The following is a 23,736-nucleotide window of genomic DNA, read 5'->3' as shown; positions in this document are numbered from 1 at the left end:
TTTATTTGAATAAAACAAGGCAGGTGGCGTTCAATGCTATTAAACGATAACTGGAAACTGCGGCATTTTGATGTAGGTGCTGCTCGTGAACTTGAAGTGGCTTCTCCTGAGTATATTGATTATTTTTGGATGACCACCAATGTACCTGGTGATGTTCATTCCACCTTGATTGAGAGAAAACTCATTGAGGACCCTTTTTACGGTCATAATGATTTGAAATGCCAGTGGGTGGAAGAAAAGGTTTGGTGGTATCGGAATACCTTTGAATTCCATGGTGAAGTTGCAAAAGGTGTTCGATATGAATTGATTTTCGAAGGGCTGGATACCTTTGCTACCGTTTATCTAAACGGAGTTGAGCTCGGTTCGACCGAAAATATGTTTATCAGTCATACCTTCGAAGTGTCTCGAGAGCTGAAGCAAGGAAAAAATGTTTTAGCGGTTAAAATTGACCCGGTTCATGTTCATGTGAAAGAGAAGGTTCAATATTATTGGTCCGGATTTAGTAAAAAAAGAATTTGGACGCGAAAGGCTCAAAGCCATTATGGCTGGGACTGGGGTCCGCGCTTGGTTGCCGCGGGGATTTGGAAGGACGTCCGCTTAGAGAAGCGAACCTTTGCCAAAATCGATCGTGTTTTTGCCAAGACCGTGTCCATATCTCCTGAAAAGGCGATTGTTGAATTAGAGATTGATATAGAGAAATACTCAAGAGGAAAATGGTATGAAATTCAAGCAAGCTTATCCTACGGCGATGAGCAGTTCAGAGCTAAGGTAAAGGTGGAAGGGAAAAAAGCAATCGCACGATTGGAAGTGGAAGATCCTAAGCTTTGGTGGACCCATGATGTCGGGACGCCGCATCTCTATCAATTAGAGGTGGAATTGTTTGCGGATGGCGAGAAGATTGATGAACGCCTTGAAAGCTTTGGAATTCGCACGATTGAAGTGCAGCGGACGGATGAAGCAGGGAATCATGCTTTTACCTTTGTATTAAATGGAGAAAAGCTGTTTGCCAAAGGAGCTAATTGGATACCGATTGATAGTTTCATAGGAGCAGTTCCTGATTCTCGCTACAAGCATTTAATCAAGATGTCCAAAGATGCCAATATGAATATGCTTCGTGTCTGGGGCGGCGGCATCTATGAAAAAGATGTGTTTTACGAAGAGTGCAATCGTCTCGGTATTCTGGTGTGGCAGGACTTTATGTTTTCGTGCGCCTTATATCCAGACTACAATAAAAACTTTATGGCGAATGTCAGAGAAGAAGTGGCTCATGTAGTAAAATGGTTAAGGAATCACCCAAGTCTTGCCATCTGGTGCGGAAACAATGAAAATGATTGGCTGTATGAGGCATTGTATTCATCGGGTGAAATCACTCATCCCTTTTACGGTGAAAAAATCTATCATGAATTAATGCCGGAATTGCTAGAGGAGCTTGATCCGACGCGATTGTTCTGGCCAAGTTCGCCGTTTGGCGGCAATGACCACAACTCAAGGGAAGTCGGCGACACCCATAACTGGCAAGTGTGGCATGGCAATATTGAGCCAAGAAAGTTTGGCGAGCCGCAGACAGTGGATTATAGTATAGAAGGACTGTCCTTTAAAAACTTTAAGAATGATACGACGCTCTTCGCGAGTGAGTTTGGCATGCATGCTTCTTCTAACAGGTATACGTTAGAAAGGAATATCCCAAAGGATCAATTTTTCTGGGGCAGTGAAGAAATGGCTTACCGCAATAAAGATATCCACCATCCAAAAGGGATTTTGTTAATGGAAGGCTATACGGGGGCTCCGAAGGATTTAGAAGAGTACATTTCGTATTCGATGTTAACGCAGGCAGAGGGCTTGAAATTTGGGATTGAGCATTATCGTCGCAATAAACCGCATACAAGCGGAGCCTTGTTTTGGCAATTAAACGACTGCTGGCCGGGCACGAGCTGGTCGGTGATCGATTACTATTTACTGCCAAAGGCGTCCTATTATTATGCACGGAAATTCTACCGGCCGATTCTCTTAACACTAGATCATGTACCAGGGGAGGAGATCGGTGTTTGGGTAGTAAATGATCGGCTGGAGCCTTACGAGGACGAAATTGAGTTAGCCGTCTTCGACTTTCATGGGAAAGAAGTATTTTCAAAAGGCTGGACGATTGCCATCGAAGCCAATGTTTCGAAGCGGGTAGATGTTGTCTTGGAAAGAGATGCACTTGGCGGGCTTCGTCCTGAAGAAGCGGTGATGGTGATTCGCTCAAAAAATCATTCAAACTTTGAAAATATTTATTACTTCCGTGACCAAAAGGATTTGAGATTGGCAGAGTCGGAGTTAACGATTTCGATTAATCACGAGACGAGTGAGCTTACGATTTCGACCACAACACTTGCAAGAATGGTTTCGATTGAACTGGACGAGGAGCAGCTCGTGCTGGAGGATAATTTCTTTGATTTGTTAGCAAGAGAATCAAAGACGATCAAAGTGGAGCAGGCACAAGGGAAAGACATTCCTTGGGACACGTTACGGGTAAAAGCCATCAATAGTGTGAAAATAGAAGAAAGTGAGTCTTGAAAATGGAGAAATGGTGGCAGAAATCGGTTTTTTATGAAATCTATATGCCTAGTTTCCATGATGGCAATGGGGACGGAATCGGTGATTTTGCAGGGATTACCTCCAAGCTTGATTACCTGAAGGAATTGGGGATCGATGGCCTGTGGCTTACTCCCTATTATGCGTCTCCAAAGGTCGATAATGGCTATGATATCGCTGACTATTATGAGGTTGATCCGGATTATGGCACGATGGCGGATTTTGAAACGTTTATCCAAGAGGCCCACAAACGCGGAATTCGCGTCATAGTAGATTTGGTTTTGAATCACACTTCGTCCGGCCATGCCTGGTTTCAGGAATCGAGATCTTCAAAGGATCATTCGAAGCGGGATTGGTACCTCTGGAGGGATCAGCCGAACAATTGGGAATCGTTCTTTGGCAGTTCTGCCTGGGAATACGACGAGAAGACAAATCAATATTACTACCATGCCTTTGCGAAGGAACAGGTCGATTTAAATTGGGCCAATCCTGAAGTGAAGGCGGCCATGTTTGATGTCATGAAATTTTGGCTGGAAAAGGGAGTCGATGGTTTCCGGCTTGATGTCATCAATTTTCTAAAGGTGAAACATGCATTCCAAGACAATCCTTATGAGGGTAAGGAACAAGTTCATTTATACGATAAAGATCAAGAAGGCATTTTAACGATTATTGAAGAGATTGCAGCGCTTGTTCATCAATATCCTGATAAATTCCTTGTTGGCGAGGTGGGATCAGAGGACCTCGAAATATTAAAACGATATTCTGGGTTTGGCCTTTTGGATGTAGTTTTTAATTTTAATATTGGCAGTATCGCGGCGTTAGATGTTGTTCAGCTTTTTGATGGGCTGATGGCAACAGAGAAAGCGTACCGGGAAGATCAAATTCCGACTTTATTCTTTTCCAGCCATGATATGTCGCGGTTTATTTCCCGATTTGGCGGAGACTTGGAACGGGCCAAGCTAGTTGCAGCCCTGATGCTGACAGCGAAGGGGGTTCCGTTCATCTATTACGGCGATGAAATTGGCATGCTCGATTGGCTGACTGATGATATCGCGAAAATGAAGGACGTTCAAGGCTTGATGGGATATAAACTCGCAGTGGAATCCGGAAAATCCTTTGAGGAAGCATTGCGGGTGGCGAACGAAAAGAGCCGCGATAAATCCCGTACGCCGATGCAATGGGATTCGACAGCGCATGCTGGTTTTTCCGAGGGGACGCCGTGGATTACGATTCCGGACGAGGCGGTTCACGTGAATGTGGCTGAGCAGCTGGAGGATCCGGATTCGATGCTTTCTTTTTATAAGAAATTGCTTCGGTTGCGAAAAGAACATTCATCATTACGGGTTGGAAGATATGAATATCTTCGTCATGAGGATGACGTCATTTCCTTCGCCCGAACGGATGAGGAGGAAACGGTAAGGGTCGTGTTGAATTTTTCTAATGAGACGAGAGTACTTGAAGGTTTTGGCGATCAGGTGGAATTGTTGCTGTCATCCAAGCGGACCTCCCTTGAAAAGGGCAAGAGTTTTGTCGTTTATCCAAATGAAGCGCTAATATTAAAAGAGGTTTAGGGGGATATCTGCAAATTTCAGGTGGATTTCTACAGGATTTTGGTTTTATCTACAAATCTTTGGTGGATATCTACAAAATTTAGATTTTATCTACAAATTATAGATTTTATCTACAAATGGCTGATTCGATATTAGGAGGGGTTCGCATGTTAGGTGCAATTGAAGCAGGCGGTACAAAATTTGTGTGTGCGGTCGGGGATGAAACAGGGAAAATCATCGAGCGGATTCAAATTCCTACAACTGTTCCGGAGGAAACCATTCCGGAAGTGATTGCTTTTTTTAGAAAATATCCTGTTAAAGCCATCGGGATCGGTTCGTTTGGGCCGATTGACGTGAACGTGGAAAGTCCCACTTACGGGAATATAACCTCTACGCCCAAAAAGGGATGGAGGGACTACCCGTTTTTACATGCGATTAAAGAAGCATTTCCAATTCCTATCGGCTTTACGACTGATGTGAATGCAGCAGCATTAGGGGAGCTTACTCTGGGCGCAGCAAAAGGATTGGATAGTTGCTTGTACATTACGGTTGGAACCGGTATTGGAGCAGGGGCCGTGGTACAGGGGAAACTATTGCAAGGTTTAACCCATCCTGAAATGGGGCATATCCTTATTCGGCGTCATCCGGAAGATCCGTATCAAGGAAAGTGTCCTTATCACCATGATTGTTTAGAAGGCCTTGCGGCAGGTCCAGCCATCGAAGAGCGCTGGGGCAACAAAGGAAAGAATTTAATTGACAGAATGGAAGTATGGGATTTAGAAGGATATTATCTTGCGCAGGCACTGATGCAGTATATTTTGATTCTTTCACCGAACAAAATCATTCTCGGTGGCGGCGTCATGCATCAAAAACAAGTATTTGCTTCTATTTATAAATATTTGCCGGAATTTCTTAACGATTATGTGGTATTGCCGGAGTTAACGGATTATATCGTAAGTCCCGGCTTAGGAGATACTGCAGGAATTACCGGATCACTTATATTGGCACATCAGGCATTTCAAGAGGAGGCATAATTGTGGGACCTTTATTTTTAAAACCTGTATTTAAAGAACGAATTTGGGGAGGGACCGCCTTAAAAGAGGAATTTGGCTATGAAATACCCACGGATCACACAGGCGAATGCTGGGCGATTTCCGCTCACCCGAATGGACCTTCCGAAGTAGAGAATGGACCATATGCGGGAATGACATTGGACGAGCTCTGGCGCGAGCATCCTGAGCTTTTTGGAAATCCGAAGGAAGCCGTGTTTCCACTATTAACGAAAATATTAGATGCGAACATGGATTTATCGGTTCAAGTACACCCGGATGATTCTTATGCAATTGTTAATGAAAATGGGGAACTGGGTAAAACCGAATGCTGGTATATTATTGACTGCAAGGAAGGCGCCGACATGATCTTCGGTCATAATGCCCGTTCAAAAGATGAATTAATCGCCATGATTGAAGAAGGAAAGTGGAATGATTTATTGAGAAGAGTCAAAATTAAACCGGGCGACTTTTTCTATGTGCCAAGTGGGACCATTCATGCCTTGTGTGAAGGCACGCTAGTCTTGGAAACGCAACAAAGCTCTGACACCACTTATCGGGTGTTTGATTACGACCGCCGTGATTCAGAGGGAAATTTACGTGATCTTCATTTGGATAAAGCAATTGATGTGACCACTGTTCCTCATCAAAATTCAGTGACGACACCAAAAGTTAAAGAAATGGATCATGCTACCATTACGACATTTGTGGAATCAGAGTTTTTCTCTGTATATGAATGGGAGCTTAGCGGTAAATCTACTTTTTCATTTAACGATCGATACTTATTAGTAAGTGTGATTAAGGGAGAAGCTGAACTTATTCATAAAGGGGAACAATATTCTTTGAAAAAAGGAACACATTTTATTGTACCGGCTAGTTTTGGAGAATTTGATCTAGAAGGTCATTGTAAATTGATTGTTTCGCATACGTAAGGCAGGGAGCTTTATTGAGGAAATAGAACAAACACCGACAGATCGTCGGTGTTTTTTTGCTTTTATTTAATCGTAATCTTCTTCCTGCAGTTTAATTGGCTGTGTTACCGTACTTAATAAGCACGAATATTTTATAAAAAACCAGAATACTATTTTGGAAGGATTAAAACCGGAGCAATTTAACTAAAAGAGGGTGGAAATACATGAAATACATTGGTAATTACTATCGTATTTTAGACGTACCCTATGACGCAACTTTTAGTGAAATTAAAGAAGCTTATCGAAAAAAGGTAAAAGAAGTACATCCAGATATCGAAAAAGGGAATGCTGAACAGTTTAAAAGAGTTAAAGAAGCATATGAAATTCTTAAAAATGTTGAAAAAAGAAAGAGGTATGACGACCTCCTTTTCAAAAAAGCTCATAAGGACACAAATAAACTAAAACAGGAAGCTCCTGCTAAAGCGAATCCTACCATAAATATAGTAAATATACAGAGAAATAATCGAAAACAGGATTCTTTTTCACCGCTCCTAAATGCGGCTCTTATTTTAATTGGAGTTTTGGGGAATACGTATTTAAATAAAAAGAAATAGTAAAAAAAAGCTGCCAAAAAATAATTTTTAGGCAGCTTTTCGATTTATTTGTGGATGACTTCGCAGTCCCTACTATCATCTAATCGTTATGTACAAGAGTATTACTAAAGGATATTAAAATTTATCGTATTTAAGATGAAAATTAATAATAAAAAAACAACTCATTGCCCGTGGAGGAGAAAAAAGAGCAGCCGAGGTCAAAGGGGAGCAGCTGCATTGCCCATGGAGGAGAAAAAAGAGCAGCCGAGGTTAAAGGAGAGCGGCTGCATTGCCCATGGAGGAGAAAAAAGAGCAGCCGAGGTTAAAGGAGAGCGGCTGCATTGCCCGTGGAGGAGAAAAAAGAGCAGCCGAGGTGAAAGGAGAGCGGCTGCATTGCCCGTAGAGGAGAAAAAAGAGCAGCCGAGGTGAAAGGAGAACGGCTGCATTGCCCGTAGAGGAGAAAAAAGAGCAGCCGAGGTGAAAGGAGAACGGCTGCATTGCCCATGGAGGAGAAAAAAGAGCAGCCGAGGTCAAAGGGGAGCGGCTGCATTGCCCGTGGAGGAGAAAAATAGCTTCCACGGTCAAAGCAGAGATTTAATTTTTTATCCAAGGAGAAAATAAAAATTGATTGCATCAAGACAACGTTTACAATATAATAAACATATACTTAATTCGTTCAATGAAAGAAGTAAGTTTCAAAAATCAGTTTCAACAATTGTTAGAGGTGAAAGCAATGCGTGTCCTAAGGAATGGGAGCAAAGAACTTATCAAAGATATTAACCGTTTTAAAGTATTGAATATCATTCGTGAGCAGCATCCTATCAGCCGAATTGAAATTTCAAAACAGTGTGAATTAGGCGTTTCAACGCTCACATATATCATTGAAGATTTAACCAATCAAGGGCTGATTCATGAAGTAGGAGAATCTTCTTCAACTGGTGGAAGAAGAGCGAAATTGATTGAGTTTAATAAAGATTTCGGTTCGACAATAAGTGTGAAAATTGAAGAGGAACGGTTATTAATTGCACTTACTAATATGGATGCAGAAATTATTGACGTTATTAAAATACCGTTTAAAAAATACTCTTCCCCGGAAGCTGTTATCGATATTGTTGAAGAACAGATCCCTAAAATACTCACGAATAATAACAAAAAAATTTCTAACTTGCTTGGTGTAGGAATTCTTTGCTCTGGATTAATAAATCGCCATGAAGGAATCGTTATCAGATCGTCCATGTTGGGGTGGAACAACGTACCGATTGCCAATATGTTAAAAGAAAAATTCCCCGATATTCAAATATTTGTTGATAAGAATATAAACGGGTACACTCTTGCGGAATTATGGAAGGGGGAGGGACAAGAAAGTGATGACTTTCTTGTGGTATCGGTAGGTGCTGGTATCGGCCTGACCGTCGTTATTGGCCGAAGAATTAATTACGGATCGATTGGCGGGGCTGGGGAGTTTGGGCATACAACAATTGAAATTAATGGATACCCTTGTCATTGCGGACAAATTGGCTGTTTAGAGATGTATGCTTCCGAGTTTTATTTTGAAAATAAAGGGAAAGAACTATTATCCCAATACCCTGATACTTCACTCGAGAATTTTTCTTTTTCTGAAGTTGCCAAACAGGCAGAGCTTGGAGATGAGCTTTCAAACCAGTTGCTTAAAGATATGAGCCAATACCTTGGCTATGGGATTAGAAATCTTATCAACACACTTAATCCTGACAAGATTGTGATGGCCGGGGAAGGAATGAAGTATAGTCAGTTATTTTTAGACAATGTATGCCATATTTCTCAAGACAACTTTTTTTCAAAAGTAGATATCCAAACTATTATTGTTCCATCCAGATTGCAGGATGATGCTTGGTTGATCGGAGGCGCGTTGCTCGCCATAAACCATTTATTTCAGGCTCCAATTTATGAAGATATAGACTCAAACGTTTTATAAGGGGGTGCACAACAACATGGTTGGGATGACAAAAAAGAAAACTCTGTTTTGGTTATGTATATTTCTCTTACCGAATTTGCTTGGTTTTCTAATCTTTATAGGTACTCCTATATTATCGTCACTGGCAATTAGTTTTACAGATTGGGATTTAGTGGGCGCCATTCATTTTGTAGGATTTGAAAACTATCTTAAATTAATAAAAGACCCCGACTTTTGGTCCGCTTTTAAAAATACGTTTTTATTTATTATTGGATATCTTCCTTTAGTTATGGTTCTTGGTTTAGGTACTGCATTATTACTTAATCAAAAAATGAGATTTCGGGCCCTTTTCCGTGCTATTTATTTCTTACCTGTAGTGACGAGCTGGGTTGCTGTTTCGCTCGTATGGAAATGGCTTTATAACCCTAACTACGGTTTAATTAACTATCTATTATCTTTAGTTAGTATCACGGGACCACAATGGTTAAACGATCCAAAGACTGCGATGCTGGGAGTTATACTGACAAGTGCTTGGAAAGACACCGGTTTTATCATGGTACTATTCCTTGGTGGTTTACAGAATATTTCACCATCTTATTATGAGGCTGCTTCGATTGACGGGGCAAATAAATTTCGGATGTTTTGGAGCATCACACTTCCGCTGCTAACACCAACGACATTCTTTGTGACCATTATTTCTTTAATTAATTCGTTCCAAGTATTTGATCAGGTCATGATTATGACTGAGGGAGGACCTGGCGGTGCAACGACCGTATTAGTGCAAAATATTTATAATCATGCTTTCCGTTACTTTGAGATGGGATACGCATCTGCCATGAGTTGGGCTCTCTTCATCGTCATATTCATTTTCACGTTGATTCAGATGAAGGTCCAAAAAAAGGGGGCGAATTAGGTGGATCAGATTATGAATAAAAGGCAAATGAAGACCCCGAGCATGATCAAAAAAATACTCTTTTACGTGATTTTAATTGCAGGCGCTTTCATCATGTTAGTTCCATTTCTATGGATGGTTTCTACGTCTTTTAAAACGAGTAATACAACCATGGTTCTTCCGCCAGAGTTTATTCCGAAAAAACCGACGATAGAAAATTATCAAACCGTATCAGAGATGTTTCCAATGTTCCGTTTTTTAGGGAACTCCCTTTTAGTTGCAGTTCTAACAACAATTGGTCAAATTGTTTTAAGCTCATTGGCAGCTTATGCCTTTGCGAGAATGCAATTTAAAGGAAGAGATAAGCTGTTTATGCTCTATCTTGCGACGATGATGGTGCCTTCTCAGGTAACCATGATTCCTCAGTTTATCTTAATGAAAGACTTTGGATGGTTAGATACTTATCAGGCGTTAATTGTACCAGGGATGTTTGGAGTATTTGGGACGTTTTTAATGCGTCAGGCCATGTTAGGTGTACCAAAGGAATTAGAGGAAGCGGCATTTATGGATGGAGCCAATCATTTTCAAGTCTTTATGAATGTTTGTCTTCCATTAGTAAAACCCACTATCGCCACACTGGGAATTTTCACGTTTATGGCTTCATGGAATAATTTTTTGTGGCCTTTGATTGTAACAAGTTCAAAAGAACTAGCTACATTACCTCTTGGTTTATCCCTTTTGCAAGGTCGTTGGGGTACAAACTGGAGTTTGATGATGGCTGGCGTCGTTATTAGCGTTATTCCGATTTTAGTGGTTTACCTTTTCGCTCAAAAATACTTTATTCAAGGTATGACAATGAGTGGAATGAAAGAATAAAAACAAATATTTGATAGGAGAGGGTTTAGATGAAATTTAGAAGAATGTTGGTGCTCTCAATAATTGCTTTATTCATTTTTTCTCTAGTAGGTTGTTCTTCTTCATCGAATTCAAACAAGTCAGACGGGAAAACAGTCATTAATTACTTTAGTTTTTCGGCCTCACCTGATCATGAAAAACAATTGGATCAAATGATTAAAGCTTTTGAAGCGAAAAATCCCAATATTAAAGTCAATACTGAATTAGCTTCTTATAATGATTACTTTACAAAATTGCAAACTCGCATTGCCGGCGGGCAAGCCCCGGATGTATTTGAATTGAATTATGAAAACTTCGTAGATTATGCTTCAAAAGGAACACTAGCTGATTTATCTGGATATATAAAGAACGACAAAAACTTTAAACCGGATCAGTTAAATCAGCAAGCCTATAAAGCCTATCAATATAATGGGAAACAATATGGAATGGTTGAAAGCTTCTCCAATGTATTAACATTCTATAACAAAGATTTATTTGATAAAGCTGGGGTGCCATATCCAACAGCCGATTGGAAATGGGCAGATGAGCTTGCTGCAGCGAAGAAATTAACAGATAGCAAAAACAAGATATGGGGAACTTATGCTCCAGTTACCATGAATGAATTCTATAAAATTGCAGCCCAAAATGGCGGTCAAATTTTTGATAAGGATGGAAATATAACCATTAACAGTCCTCAGAATTTAGAAGCACTTACTTACATGGTAGATAAAGTCACAAAATCAAAGGTTTCTCCTTCTCCGGCAGATATGTCTGGTCAATCCCCGGAGGATCTATTCAAAGCAGGTAAATTAGCTATTCTTCATACTGGTATTTGGGAGTTTGATGCATTTAAGGATGCTCCATTTAAATGGGATGTTCAATTAGAAGCAGGAAATACGCAAAAAGCACATCATTTCTTTGCTAATGGTCTTGCTGTATCGAAGGATTCGAAAGTACAAGAGGCAGCATACAAATTTGCTTCCTTCATGAGTGCCAGTGAAGATGTCGCAAAAATTCGTGTTGATTCCTCATGGGAATTACCTGCCATTACCAATCAAGCTATTTTGAAGCCTTACTTTGAAAAAACTCCTCCTGCTAATAAAAAGGTTGTATTTGAGGCGTTAAATTCTTTAGTATTACCTCCTGTTACTGAAAACTGGAGCAAAATAAGTGACGCAACAGATAAAGAATTCCAAAAAGCATTGAGTGGCGAGGAAACACCTAAGCAAGTATTAGAAACATTGGATTCTGAATACAAGGGAATACTGAATAAATAATATTCTCTATAAAAATAAAAAAGGATATAAGTGGGATTTGACACTTATATCCTTTTGTATAAAAGGGAGTTTACCATGAAACCATCAAAGGATTTTATCCAATTATTAACGATCTATCTTGAGCAATTAAAAGGGAATTATTTAGAAGTAGAAAAATATCTATTGGATATGCAGCCCACTTTAAAGCAGGATTCTTTTTATACCATAGCAACATGGGTATGGATCCTGCAAAAGCAAATTTCACTTCAACCCAATCATCCTCAAATAGCCAATATTGAATATCTCCCATATACAGAGTATTTATGTGAAGAATGGTCCAACCCTCAACCTAGAATTTGGGGAGATGGAAGAACCGATATTTATCTTTCAAATTTGGCTATGGCCTATGCTGCACTGCTTGAGACAAAGAATGTCAGACATGATTTTATTGTGCAAAAGACAATGACAGAAATGAGAGATTATGTTTTCAATCATTTACTCTCAGGCGGAACTGTTTTAAATGGGACGAGAGAACGAAGCTTAGCTGTTGATGAACTGCTAGCGGTTATGCCATATGGATTGTTTTCTCCTGAAGACTTGATTGTGGTTGAAGCAGTACAAAAAATGACCGTGCAATTGGAGAATGGAAAAGGACTATTGCCATTTGTAGGTTCACCAAGAACATCCTCAGCGGCAGCAGCTATGTTTGCTCTTTATTACTTAGAAAAATCGGATCGGGAAAAAGCATTGCATTATGCGGATCTAGCACGGAAAAGCAATGAAATCGATGAATTAGCAACCGTTGTTTTAGCCATATTTGATTTTTATGCAACAGAAGGCACTGTAGAAAATGATCAAATTGTTCACGTACCATATGGTCATGGAAATGTGTATATTCCACAATTAACCGAGCGAATTCCGCATTTCCCTACATTAGAGGATTACCTACAGGTGACTTGCCAAGTTATTACTCAAGAAAAAGTACAATCAGTGATGGTAATGATAGAAAATGAAACGAAAACCTGGATGCTCGAAGAACGATTAAAACCAGTGGTAAAAAACAATTCACTAGTGTATGAAAAGAAACTGGCCCCTCTTCCATACCATGAAACATATCAATACCATTTTGTCGCATTACTTAGCAGCGGAAAACAAATTGTATCAGATGCCTATGAGGTATCAACATTAGAAGTACACAAAGCAGATCGTTTTTATTTGATTGAACAAAGTGATCAAGAGCTTAAATTAGCGTTTGGAGAAGGTGAAAGGACATATGGTTTATCCTTTTCCTTTAGAAATTGCGGCTTGGATATGATCTTGCAGCAAAGTGCTCCAATAGATAATCGATCCTTAAATCTAGAAACCGCAACACTGAAATCTGGGGATATTACCTTAAAAGTGGATTTAGATCAAGCAATCATTGAAATAAACAAGGGTAATGAAAGAATTCTCGCTACACATCCATTTTTAGCACCGATTGAATGGAAAACGGACAATAATCATGAAGTTAAAGAATTTCTCATTCATTGGCAAAGTCCTGAAACGGAACAATTTTATGGATTTGGAGAACGTTATAATGCAACGGAGCAACGCGGGCAAGTCATTGATTGCTTTGTTTATAACCAATACCGTGATCAAGGTACGAGAACCTATATGCCAATTCCGTTCTATATGACCAATTCAGGATACGGCTGTTTTGTTGATACAAATTTATATACCAAATTCGATTTGGCAAAAGAGTTAAAGGATAAATGTACGTTTACAATCGAGCAAGTACCTTATATTCCAGAAACGAAGCTTCATTTTTATTTTGGAAATTATAAAGAAAATATCCAGGCCTTTACGAATGATACGGGCAAGCCAAAAATGCTCCCTGCTTGGGCTTTAGGGCCATGGATGTCCAGCAATAACTGGGATAGAGAATCGATTGTAAGAACAGAAGTGGAAGCGACAAATAACTATCAAATCCCAGCGACCGTTTTCGTTCTTGAACAATGGAGTGATGAGGCCACTTATTACATGTTCAATGATGCAGAATACGATCTAAAGGATCCAAGTGAAAGCCATAGCTATAAAGAAATATCATTTCCAGAATGGGGCAGATGGCCAAATCCGAAAGGGATGGTAGAGTATCTGCATGAGAATGGTTTAAAGCTTATCCTTTGGCAAATTCCAATCCAAAAATATTTAAACAAACAGCAGCATCCTCTTAAAGATCAAGATGAGGCTTATATGATTGAGCAAGGATACGTTGTAAAGAATGAAGATGGCTCCCCCTACCGTATTCCGGAAAATTGGTTTACGGGAAGCTTAATCATGGATTTTAGTCATAAAGAGGGCTTTGAATGGTGGTTTAAGAAACGCCAATACTTAATTGATATTGGAGTAGATGGCTTTAAAACCGATGGCGGTGAATTTGTATTTGGCAAGAATTTAAAATTTGCCAATGGCCAAACAGGCAGTGAGATGCGTAATCAGTATCCAAATGATTATATTTCAGCCTATTATCAATTTGCCCAGCAAAACAACGGTATTACCTTCAGCCGGGCAGGATATACAGGGGCACAGAATTTTCCAGCCCATTGGGCCGGTGATGAGCGCTCAACGTTTGCAGCCTTTAGGCGCTCACTTATAGCAGGCCTCAATGCCGGGTTAGCTGGAATTCCGTTCTGGAGCTGGGATATGGCTGGATTCAATGGAGAAATCCCATCAGCTGAATTGTTTATGCGTTCATCTGCTATGGCGGCATTTTGCCCGATCATGCAATACCATGCGGAAAGCAAGGCTGAATTCAATCAAGATAGAACACCATGGAATATTGCAGGAAGAACAGGTGAAGAACAAGTTATAGATGTATATCGGTTCTTTGCCGATGTCCGAATGAATCTATTGCCCTATCTATATCAAGAGGCTCAAAAAGCAAGTGAAACAGGGCTGCCGATGATGAGAGCGCTTATGGTTGATTATCCGGATGATGGTAGGGCACGTGGATTATATGATGAATATCTTTTTGGGGAATCCCTATTGGTTGCCCCGATTATTGAAGAAGGCTCGATAACTAGAAATGTTTATCTGCCTGAAGGTACTTGGTTTGATCTTTGGACGAATGAAAAAATCACAGGACCAGTCATGATCCGTGTCGTTGCTCAAGTTGACCAAATTCCGGTTTTTGTAAAAGCTAATCAAGCATTGCTACTCAATGTCGACGATACTAGGAAACTTGGTTCATCAGTAGGAAATGATATCACTAAATATAACACTCCGCTCTGTAAAATCTTCTGTGATGATGTTTTTGAGCAAACACTTGTTGATCATATGGGCAATCAAGTATTCGTTTCTATTCAAGAGGAAGATGATGAATTGGCAGTGAAAGTGGAAAGTAAAATAGAAAACCTGGAATTTGAAGTAGTTGGAAATCTTAAACCTATTAGAATGATCAAGAAATAAAATTTTTATAATCCCTTGGTAAACGGATTGTTAAAAAACGCAAAGGAGGTCGATTATGTTAGAAACAACGAGTCATGCAATATTACCTTCTAAAGTAAATAAAAAAGCGGAGGTCCGCCATCCTGTTACGTCTGTTCTATCCTATGAATGGGACGGAAAAGTATTAACAGGAACTCTTTCCAAAGGGGCATTTTGTCTCTATTTTATCAATGAGAAAACGATGAGATTCATTGTAAATCCATTTGGCGAGGTGGATCGTTCTGTTTCAATCGCAGCAGTTGGTGATTTAAGGGGCATGGTCGGCTCATTGGAAGAAACCGATCCATTCATTCAATTACAGGTGGGTGGCAATGAGGTAATCATAGAAAAAGAACTTTTTGGACTTACAGTAAAAAAAGAAGGGGAAGTTCTATTTCAAACAGCCACCCCTTCCATTTCTTATAACTCAGAAAAACATATTTATTTTACGGTAAAGAAACGTGAGCATTCTCCTATTTATGGTTTAGGGGAAAAAAGCGGATTTATCAATAAAAATGGGGAAAAAATTAGTAATTGGAATACAGATGTCTATGCCCCGCATAATAAGGATACAGTCGAACTCTATCAGTCTATCCCTTTTGTTCTGTTACATGATAAGGATAAAACGACAGGGATTTTCTATGATAATTCTTTTCGCACCGAATTTGATATGCAAAGCTATCGGGATCAGCTAACCATTATGGCTGAAGGCGGTCAAGTCAATGCTTATATTCTTCTGGGGGAAAATGTAAAAGAAGTAGTCAAACTGTACACGAATCTAACAGGGAAAACGCCGCTGCCTCCAAAATGGGCGCTTGGCTATCACCAGTCTCGCTACAGCTATACTTCCCAAGAGGAAGTAAAGGGGATTGTCAGCGGGTTCAAGGACAACGATATTCCTTTAGATTGTGTGTTCCTGGATATTCATTACATGGATGGTTATCGTGTCTTTACTTTTGATGAAGATAAGTTTCCACAATATAAAGAATTAATTAAGGACCTTGCTCAACAAAAGGTTGATGTTGTTCCAATCGTGGATCCCGGCATTAAAAAGGACGTAGAATATCCAGTTTACCGTGAAGGAATGAAAAAGGGATTTTTCAGTAAATATTTGAGCGGGGAAGTATATTATGGTGAGGTCTGGCCAGGGATTAGCGCCTTTCCTGACTTTTTTAATCAATCGGTTCAAGAATGGTGGGGACAACTCCACCGCTTTTATACGGACTTGGGTATTCGGGGAATCTGGAATGATATGAATGAGCCTTCCGTTTTTAATGAATCAAAAACGATGGATTTAGATGTTATTCATGATGTGGATGGCAAGGAAATTACTCATAAAGAAGGGCATAACTTATATGGGTTATATATGAGTAAAGCAACTTTTGAGGGTTTACAGAAACTACTGGAAAACGGGCGGCCATTTTCTCTGACTAGAGCAGGTTATGCAGGGGTTCAAAGATATTCTGCTGTATGGACAGGAGATAACAGAAGCCATTGGGAGCATTTAGAAATGTCACTGCCGATGATTATGAATTTAGGAATGTCAGGGGTTGCTTTTGCAGGTGCAGACGTTGGAGGTTTTTCATCTGATGCAACTCCAGAGCTACTCATCCGGTGGACACAGGTTGGCGCCTTTATGCCGTATTTCCGTAATCATAGTGTTCAAGACTCAATCTATCAAGAACCTTGGGCATTTGGAAGTGATACATTAGCTTTGGTTAAAAAGTATATCGAATTACGTTATCGATTTATGCCATACTTATATACTTTGTTTCACGAAACAGAACAAACTGGACTGCCTGTTGTTCGGCCACTAGTAATGGAATTTCCAAATGACCCTGAAACCTTCCAATGCAGTGATGAATTTCTGTTAGGAAGTCAACTACTGATTGCACCAATCCTTCGTCCAGGTAAAACCCATCGTTCTGTTTATTTACCAGCAGGTACTTGGTATGATTTTTGGACACATCAAAAATATGAAGGCGGCCAATATCATCTGATATCAGCTGATTTGGATACACTTCCAATCTTTGTTAAGGCAGGGACAATACTACCACTCGGAACCCCTGTTCAAAATACAAAAGAAAACCAAGACATTGAACTGGAAGTCTATTATTCCAAAGTAGGAATGATGGGGCATCTATACGAAGATGATGGATACTCCTATGATTATCAGGCTCATCAATATCGTTTATCAACCTTTAAAATGGATGAGGATCTCGAGCTTAGAATTGAAAAAGAAGGTTCATATTCCCAAATCGCTTCAATTAAAAATATTGAAATAATTGGAATGTCCTAAAAGTGAAATAAGAGGGTGAAGCAGTAACATGAAGAAAGAGACAAATGATTGGTGGAAAAAAAGTGTTGTCTATCAAATCTATCCTAAAAGCTTTAATGATAGTAATGGCGATGGTATCGGAGATATCCAAGGAATTATTGAAAAATTGGATTATCTCAAAAACCTTGGAGTGGACGTTATTTGGTTATCGCCTATATATGATTCTCCACAAGAAGATAATGGCTATGATATTCGGAATTACCAAACTATTTTTAAACAATACGGAACGATGGATGATTTTGAGCAATTATTAACGGAAATGCATCAAAGAGATTTAAAGCTGGTAATGGACCTGGTCGTCAATCATACTTCGGATGAACACCAATGGTTTGTTGAGTCAAAACAGAGTAAAGATAATCTTTACCGCGATTATTATATTTGGCGCGACGGTAAAGGGAATGGAGAACCGCCAAATAATTGGGGCTCTATTTTTAGCGGATCAGCCTGGCAATTTGATGAAGAAACAGAGCAGTATTATCTTCATTTATTTGCGGTAAAGCAGCCAGATTTAAACTGGGAAAATCCAAACTTAAGATCCGACATTTATGAAATGATGAAGTTTTGGCTGGATAAAGGAATCGACGGCTTCCGCATGGATGTTATCAACTTTATCTCAAAAGATCCTTCCTTCCCTGATGGAAAAGTAGCAGAAGGCCAATTATACGGAGATAGCGGCCCCTATTTTGTAAACGGTCCACGAATTCATGAGTTTTTAAAAGAAATGAATCGCGAGGTTCTTTCCCATTATGATGTAATGACGGTTGGTGAAATGCCAGGAGCCTCACCTGAGGATGCATTGGTTTATACAAACCCAGAGAGCAAAGAAGTAAATATGGTTTTTACTTTCGAACATATGAATTTTGACTGTGTAAATGGTGACAAGTGGAATTTAAAGCCGCTTGATTTAGTGGAACTGAAAAAGAACTTTGAAAAATGGCAAACATCCTTACATGGCACTGGGTGGAATAGTTTGTATTGGAACAATCATGATCAGCCGCGTATCGTCTCCCGCTTTGGGAATGACCAGGAATATCGGGTGAAATCGGCGAAGATGCTGGCAACCTGCCTTCACATGATGCAGGGTACGCCATATATTTACCAAGGTGAAGAAATTGGAATGACGAATGTGCATTTCGGGACGCTTGATGATTACCGTGATATTGAACTTTTAAATATGTATAAAGAAAAAACATTAATGGGCTGGTCACATGAGAGGATTATGGAAGCGATCTATGCTAAAGGAAGGGACAACGCACGTACGCCGATACAATGGGATGAGTCTGAAAATGGCGGTTTCACGACAGGTATCCCATGGATAAAAGTGAATCCAAGTTATAAAGAAATTAATGCAAATGCTGCTTTAGAGGATCACGATTCCATCTATTATTATTACCAGCGTCTTATCCGTTTAAGAAAAGAAATGGATATTATTACAACTGGCAAATTCGAACTTATTTTGGAAGATGATGCCAATGTGTTTGCATATAAAAGAATGGTGGAAAATGAAACATTATTGATACTTTGTAATTTTTCAAATCAATCCATTGATTTAATTGATAAATTAAATATTGAATCACTTAATCGAACATCCATCGTCATTACTAATGAAGAAAATGAAAATGAGAGAAGCATATTAGCACCATTTGAGGCGGTAGTGTATTCAATTAAATAAAGTGTTAAATCCAAGACAAGAAAAAGTACACATCCACTAGGATCTAGCTTTTTGGTCGTGTTTCAACTATAAGAAGATCTTTAACGGAAGGCTGACACCTTAGCATTGGAGTCAGCCTTCTGTTTTTTCTTTTGGCTATTTTCGCAGGTATTTGTTTTTCGAACCCTACAGGCTAAATATTAAATATAAGTCATCCAATTCATTATTATTCATATAACTAAATCTATAAAAGGATAATAAAGATTTACAAAAGGGAAAGATATGAATTGAATGTTTCACACCTAAAGAAATCTTTGTTTAAAACCAAACAAAATAGTTTAAACGAAACATCAAACGGAAAAATTACCTTGTCAATATCACAAACAATCCACCTGTAATCATAGAAGATATTAGACTAGCAAATGAGGAATTCTTATATATTATGGACAATTCGACTGCCACTGCAGATTTCAAATGAATAGGGACATATATCTAATCGTTATGGAGATAAAAAAGCTTTACTGCTCCCCAAGAGAACCATCCGCATGGCTTAATTCGTTGGACCATTGTCAACAGTGGCTTCGATGGCACTTTGGATGCTGGTCGGCACATAGGAAAGGAAATCATAGCCAGTCAAGGACTCAATGGTATCGACACTTACCCTGTAGTAGCTCCAAGGGTGAATGGAAGCCGTTTGATCATTCGGCATCAACACCGCGATTACTCTGGTCGAAGTGGTGATACGGCTAAGATCATTATTCCCGTTAGGCAATACGACGATCACCTTCCATGTCTTTGCCGGGACGACAACTCCATTCCCTACAGTGGTCATATATCCATTTGAACCAGTGCCCCCGGATCCGTAACCTCCGGAAATAATATATAATTCATTTCCAGCTGAAACAAGTGAACGGCTATATTCTTCTAAACTTTCCCAAGTGATCTCATTATTATTGGGAGCTTAAGGAATCATATTGCTCATCAGAAACGTTGCTGAATTGGTGGCAACTGAAGATGTCCGATCACCAGATGGACACATATGCCCTCTGTCAAATCCGGTTCCGGAAAATTCATTGGCTGTAACCTCATACCATCCTGTCGGCAAGGTTGTATCTGGACGGAAGTCATCCTGACGCGGGGTGCTCCCAAGATCCGATGCACCTAAATGCCAACTCACCCAGTTTGGCTCGTGTTTGCTATTATTGTAGGAAAGATCATATTGCGGCTTGATCATCAAATAATTAGTGGAATTGGATGTATTACTTGTCGCACCACTTGGATTTCCTAATCCCATATTATCATTGTCAGTACCTGATTGTGTTTGCGGTTCAGCTGGAGAAGTCGAATTTTGAGGAGCCAAGCTGCTTGTAATCACTAGGTCGTTTGCATTATTGTTCGTGTCCCAGCCATTCCCTTGCCCCTGTACGGTTCCACCGTTGTTGTCTTTCCGTTCTGCACTTGTCGTATTGGAAAGAGTGCCAACTGGAGTCGTCTCTGAATCATTGGCCGAGCCGAAGCCTACAAAATCGACAACATTTGCATTGGTTGAACCCGATACCGAAGTAGTGACTTTGGCCAATGCCACTTTTCCGCTGCTGGCACTTAAGTTTATCGTTCCTGTCACATCAGGAGTCGGCAAGTCTACCGTTCCACCGCCGCCGCTCGCTTCTTTTATTAAATAGAATTGATGTGAGCCAATGCTGCCTGATAAATTTGTAATACTAGTAAATGTACCGGTTGAAGAGGCGTATTGAACAGACCATCCAGACAAACTAACGCTAGAACTTGTCGGGTTGTAGAGTTCAATATAATCATTTTTGTAGGAAGAACCACTATTCCCTCCACCGCCATAAATTTCACTGATCACCACATGAGTGCCCACAGCAGCCTGGGTAGGAGTAATAAATAAACTTCCTAAAGCACCTAAAGACACGAGGAACATACAAACAAGAAAGGCTACATTTTTCTTTATATTGCCTTTGGATCTTTTTGGTAAAATTTTATTTTGAATCGATTCGCTTTTAAACATTTAGCGATAACCTCCCATTGATTTAAGGAAAATCATATTAATAGGATCAACTTGATTCTCAATAAAGTGTGCTCATACATAGATCGTATAGGGATTAAACATTGTAGTGAAAAATAATGAAGGTAGTCGGGAGTTCGAAAAATAGATTCTAGTTGAGGATTCTTGTGGAGCGACGTCATTGAAATGATATCGAGCTGTCTATGAAATAATAAATGTGTTAGATGAAGGACTTAAATGAATTCTGAGCACCTCCTTATGCTATTATTCAAAATCATCACTTAAAGAATATGCAAGGAATGAGTCTAATATATGTTTAAAGCAGCAGTGCCTTCCCCATTCTCACAACACATGCTTTGAATACATGTGTACCTTGCTTAATTTCACAATATCATAAATCTTTTTTTAAAAGTTTTAATTTTAGGTAAATAATTCCACACCTTCTTTTGAGAGGCATCACGGGGACGGTTCTCTCGGCTTTTTTAGACCAAGAGAACCGTCCCCATCGCTTTAATGATTCATATTTGTATTCATACCTGGAGTTTGCGGCATTCCTTGTGCCGGCGCAAAGGCATTAAGCAGCTGCTGCATATCCTGCTGAGCAAGCTGCGGGACCTGATAGTAATGATGTTTATTCTGATAAATTGAAAGTTCATACGCCATTTCTATGCAGTTAGGAACCGAGTCGGCCAGCACGCGACGGACGACTGGATTGGTGACTTCACATGCCACCATTGTTTTCATCGAGGCACCCGATTTACAACAGCCAAGCATCATTCCGGAAATACACTGATCTGTTAATTCCGATACGGATTGCAACGGCTTTTTCGGCTGGGACGGCTGCAGCCCATAGACAAAATCATTGCCTTGCTTCATTTCATACCGGTTGGTGTGGTGAGAAGGATTTTGCCCTGTCTTAAAGCACTCCACCGTAATGTTATATTCATCCTGCATAAATTGATATTGGCGGTCCAGAATATCCATTAATTCCGGATCTTTAACATGCTGACGTAACAGCATGTACTGATCCATTGCCCCAATTGCTCCGGAAAGAACCTCATGAACATCAAATACCTCGTGCCCTCCATGATTCATTTGCGGCGGCACGGCTCCTGTATGCATATTTTGGTGCATTTGCCCTTGCTGATTTTGCATCAAATGTATCTCCTCCATGTAGATTTTTAAAATAACCATAGTTATTATGTATCTAGATAAATCAGATATTCATGCCAAAAGGAATTTAAAAGTGGGGAAAAATTATGTGGGGAAATTGGACGAAAATTTCTCAGATTCTATATAGAATAAGAAGTATTTGCTCCAAATATAATATCCCCATTTACCTTTTTAAACTTTAAAGGTTAGTAATACTATCCCGGAGCTTAAAAACACTTGCCAAAAGGCCGGCTTCCTCATGGAAACCGGCCTTTCATTATTTATGCTAGTTCATAATCGGTCACATTGCGCTCGATGATTCGTGCTCCTTTTGCGGAAACAAGCTTTCCGTTCAAAGTGTTGAAGACACCAGCTGCGATAATCTGGGCCATTGATTGCTTAACAACCGCTTCATCAATGGGTTCCTTCGGATTATCAATCGATAAACGAGCTACTTTACCAAGATCGGTATCAAATTGTAACTCCAATGATTTGGCCATTTTTTTCACCTCCTGTCATAATCAATTCCTGTTTCATTAGCTTAGTATGTCGGAGCTGTCCGCTCTTTCGACGCGGCTAATCGGATCGTTGCACAATACGAAAATGGCTTGTGCTGTTTGATAGAGTTGATCCGCAGTAGCCAGGCTATTGATGTTATTGAAGGTTTTTGCTTTGGTAAGCGGATTTCCCTTTTCGTCCATCCCGACATCGAACACCAATCGCAGCTTTGTATCGGTTAATCTTGCCTGTGCCATGTTTATCACCACCTTTCACCTTCTATATAGGGATTTAGGGGGTGGAAAGGACATGGTGGTTGAAAAAAATGATTTAAAAACAATCCATTGCCCGTGGAGGAGAAAAAAGAACAGCCGTGGTCAAAGCAGAGTGGCTACATTGCCCGTGGAGGAGAAAAAAGAACAGCCGCGGTCCAAGCAGAGGGGCTGCATTGCCCGTGGAGGAGAAAAAAGAACAGCCGTGGTCAAAGCAGAGTGGCTATTACCCGTGGAGAAGAAAAAAGAGCAGCCGCGATCCAAGCAGAGGGGCTGTATTGCCCGTGGAGGAGAAAAAAGAGCAGCCGTGGTCAAAGCAGAGTGGCTATTACCCGTGGAGGAGAAAAAAGAGCTGCCGTGGTCAAAGCAGAGTGGTTGCATTGCCCGTGGAGGAGAAAAAAGAGCTGTCGCGGTCCAAGCAGAGTGGCTGCATTGCTCGTGGAGGAGAAAAAAGAGCTGCCGCGGTCCAAGCAGAGCGGCTGCATTGCCCGTGGAGGAGAAAAAAGAGCTACCTTGGTCCAAGCAGTGATCTTTACGCTTTTTTAAAGAGCCAATTTAATAAAATTTCCCCCTTCATTTATAACTTTCGAAAAATTTCCTTAACGATACGGAAAAGAACTAATTTTTAATTATCACCGAAAATAGATACAATTCAAAGTATAGAAGATAACGTTATCAGTTG

General features: G+C 40.0%; 17 protein-coding genes and 1 pseudogene. 14 read left to right on the top strand and 4 right to left on the bottom strand.

Going from position 1 to position 23,736, the window contains the following annotated elements; translation table 11 throughout:
- Positions 1–33 precede the first annotated feature (33 nt).
- The 13 genes from ACZ5XR_RS25300 (at position 34) to ACZ5XR_RS25240 (ending at position 19,127) form a co-directional block, all read left to right on the top strand.
- Positions 34–2,556, top strand: coding sequence for a beta-mannosidase (locus ACZ5XR_RS25300; RefSeq protein ID WP_464499197.1), 2,523 nt, complete (start codon positions 34–36; stop codon positions 2,554–2,556).
- Positions 2,557–2,558: 2 nt separating this feature from the next.
- Positions 2,559–4,145: an alpha-glucosidase gene (locus ACZ5XR_RS25295; RefSeq protein WP_464499196.1), complete on the top strand. Its 1,587-nt coding sequence runs from the start codon at positions 2,559–2,561 to the stop codon at positions 4,143–4,145.
- A gap of 146 nt (positions 4,146–4,291) precedes the next feature.
- Positions 4,292–5,158 carry an ROK family protein gene (locus tag ACZ5XR_RS25290; RefSeq protein WP_464499195.1) on the top strand — a complete coding sequence of 289 codons (867 nt, stop codon included), beginning with the start codon at positions 4,292–4,294 and terminating at the stop codon, positions 5,156–5,158.
- Entirely contained in the window at positions 5,158–6,105 is a 948-nt protein-coding gene (gene manA, locus ACZ5XR_RS25285) for a mannose-6-phosphate isomerase, class I (RefSeq protein ID WP_464502434.1), read from the top strand. Before ACZ5XR_RS25290 ends, manA begins: the two co-directional genes overlap by 1 nt.
- Positions 6,106–6,308: 203 nt before the next feature.
- A complete protein-coding gene (locus ACZ5XR_RS25280) occupies positions 6,309–6,698 on the top strand; it encodes a J domain-containing protein (RefSeq protein ID WP_464499194.1) in 390 nt (129 codons plus the stop codon).
- Positions 6,699–6,914: 216 nt separating this feature from the next.
- Positions 6,915–7,106, top strand: a complete 192-nt coding sequence (locus ACZ5XR_RS25275; protein ID WP_464499193.1) for a hypothetical protein — start codon at positions 6,915–6,917, stop codon at positions 7,104–7,106.
- A 199-nt stretch (positions 7,107–7,305) separates the two neighbouring features.
- Positions 7,306–8,631: an ROK family protein gene (locus ACZ5XR_RS25270; RefSeq protein WP_464499191.1), complete on the top strand. Its 1,326-nt coding sequence runs from the start codon at positions 7,306–7,308 to the stop codon at positions 8,629–8,631.
- A 16-nt stretch (positions 8,632–8,647) separates the two neighbouring features.
- Positions 8,648–9,523, top strand: a complete 876-nt coding sequence (locus ACZ5XR_RS25265; RefSeq protein ID WP_464499190.1) for a carbohydrate ABC transporter permease — start codon at positions 8,648–8,650, stop codon at positions 9,521–9,523.
- Between the two features lie 12 nt (positions 9,524–9,535).
- The gene (locus ACZ5XR_RS25260) at positions 9,536–10,378 is read left to right on the top strand and encodes a carbohydrate ABC transporter permease (protein WP_464499189.1); all 843 of its coding nucleotides are present in this window, start codon (positions 9,536–9,538) and stop codon (positions 10,376–10,378) included.
- A 29-nt stretch (positions 10,379–10,407) separates the two neighbouring features.
- Complete coding sequence (locus ACZ5XR_RS25255) at positions 10,408–11,673, top strand: ABC transporter substrate-binding protein (RefSeq protein ID WP_464499188.1); 1,266 nt, start codon at positions 10,408–10,410, stop codon at positions 11,671–11,673.
- A 75-nt stretch (positions 11,674–11,748) separates the two neighbouring features.
- Positions 11,749–15,099: a glycoside hydrolase family 31 protein gene (locus ACZ5XR_RS25250; RefSeq protein ID WP_464499187.1), complete on the top strand. Its 3,351-nt coding sequence runs from the start codon at positions 11,749–11,751 to the stop codon at positions 15,097–15,099.
- A gap of 55 nt (positions 15,100–15,154) precedes the next feature.
- Complete coding sequence (locus tag ACZ5XR_RS25245) at positions 15,155–17,416, top strand: glycoside hydrolase family 31 protein (RefSeq protein ID WP_464499186.1); 2,262 nt, start codon at positions 15,155–15,157, stop codon at positions 17,414–17,416.
- A gap of 28 nt (positions 17,417–17,444) precedes the next feature.
- Positions 17,445–19,127 (top strand): glycoside hydrolase family 13 protein, encoded by a 1,683-nt coding sequence (locus tag ACZ5XR_RS25240; RefSeq protein WP_464499185.1) that lies wholly within the window; start codon positions 17,445–17,447, stop codon positions 19,125–19,127.
- Between the two features lie 529 nt (positions 19,128–19,656).
- Here the strand turns inward: ACZ5XR_RS25240 and ACZ5XR_RS25235 are convergent.
- The 4 genes and pseudogenes from ACZ5XR_RS25235 to ACZ5XR_RS25220 all read right to left on the bottom strand — a co-directional run bounded on the left by ACZ5XR_RS25235 (position 19,657) and on the right by ACZ5XR_RS25220 (position 23,039).
- A pseudogene (locus ACZ5XR_RS25235) lies at positions 19,657–21,048 on the bottom strand (DNA/RNA non-specific endonuclease).
- 594 nt (positions 21,049–21,642) lie between these two features.
- Entirely contained in the window at positions 21,643–22,287 is a 645-nt protein-coding gene (locus tag ACZ5XR_RS25230) for a spore coat protein (protein ID WP_464499184.1), read from the bottom strand.
- A 278-nt stretch (positions 22,288–22,565) separates the two neighbouring features.
- Positions 22,566–22,784 (bottom strand): DUF2922 domain-containing protein, encoded by a 219-nt coding sequence (locus ACZ5XR_RS25225; RefSeq protein WP_464499183.1) that lies wholly within the window; start codon positions 22,782–22,784, stop codon positions 22,566–22,568.
- A gap of 36 nt (positions 22,785–22,820) precedes the next feature.
- Positions 22,821–23,039, bottom strand: a complete 219-nt coding sequence (locus tag ACZ5XR_RS25220; RefSeq protein ID WP_464499182.1) for a DUF1659 domain-containing protein — start codon at positions 23,037–23,039, stop codon at positions 22,821–22,823.
- 52 nt (positions 23,040–23,091) lie between these two features.
- On the opposite strand from ACZ5XR_RS25220, the gene ACZ5XR_RS25215 reads away from it, so the two are divergent.
- Entirely contained in the window at positions 23,092–23,583 is a 492-nt protein-coding gene (locus tag ACZ5XR_RS25215) for a hypothetical protein (protein ID WP_464499181.1), read from the top strand.
- The last annotated feature ends 153 nt before the right edge of the window (positions 23,584–23,736 follow it).

The organism is Neobacillus sp. Fa239 (assembly GCF_055395235.1).
Note: the sequence above shows the minus strand (reverse complement) of the source record. Positions and strands in the feature narration are given on the sequence as shown.

Excerpts from the sequence above, each read along its gene's own strand:
- ACZ5XR_RS25300 (WP_464499197.1), top strand. The coding sequence starts at position 34 with ATGCTATTAAACGATAACTGGAAACTGCGGCATTTTGATGTAGGTGCT.
- ACZ5XR_RS25295 (WP_464499196.1), top strand. The coding sequence starts at position 2,559 with ATGGAGAAATGGTGGCAGAAATCGGTTTTTTATGAAATCTATATGCCT.
- ACZ5XR_RS25290 (WP_464499195.1), top strand. The coding sequence starts at position 4,292 with ATGTTAGGTGCAATTGAAGCAGGCGGTACAAAATTTGTGTGTGCGGTC.
- ACZ5XR_RS25280 (WP_464499194.1), top strand. The coding sequence starts at position 6,309 with ATGAAATACATTGGTAATTACTATCGTATTTTAGACGTACCCTATGAC.
- ACZ5XR_RS25265 (WP_464499190.1), top strand. The coding sequence starts at position 8,648 with ATGGTTGGGATGACAAAAAAGAAAACTCTGTTTTGGTTATGTATATTT.
- ACZ5XR_RS25260 (WP_464499189.1), top strand. The coding sequence starts at position 9,536 with ATGAATAAAAGGCAAATGAAGACCCCGAGCATGATCAAAAAAATACTC.
- ACZ5XR_RS25255 (WP_464499188.1), top strand. The coding sequence starts at position 10,408 with ATGAAATTTAGAAGAATGTTGGTGCTCTCAATAATTGCTTTATTCATT.
- ACZ5XR_RS25250 (WP_464499187.1), top strand. The coding sequence starts at position 11,749 with ATGAAACCATCAAAGGATTTTATCCAATTATTAACGATCTATCTTGAG.
- ACZ5XR_RS25245 (WP_464499186.1), top strand. The coding sequence starts at position 15,155 with ATGTTAGAAACAACGAGTCATGCAATATTACCTTCTAAAGTAAATAAA.
- ACZ5XR_RS25240 (WP_464499185.1), top strand. The coding sequence starts at position 17,445 with ATGAAGAAAGAGACAAATGATTGGTGGAAAAAAAGTGTTGTCTATCAA.
- ACZ5XR_RS25230 (WP_464499184.1), bottom strand. The coding sequence starts at position 22,287 with ATGCAAAATCAGCAAGGGCAAATGCACCAAAATATGCATACAGGAGCC.
- ACZ5XR_RS25225 (WP_464499183.1), bottom strand. The coding sequence starts at position 22,784 with ATGGCCAAATCATTGGAGTTACAATTTGATACCGATCTTGGTAAAGTA.
- ACZ5XR_RS25220 (WP_464499182.1), bottom strand. The coding sequence starts at position 23,039 with ATGGCACAGGCAAGATTAACCGATACAAAGCTGCGATTGGTGTTCGAT.
- ACZ5XR_RS25215 (WP_464499181.1), top strand. The coding sequence starts at position 23,092 with ATGGTGGTTGAAAAAAATGATTTAAAAACAATCCATTGCCCGTGGAGG.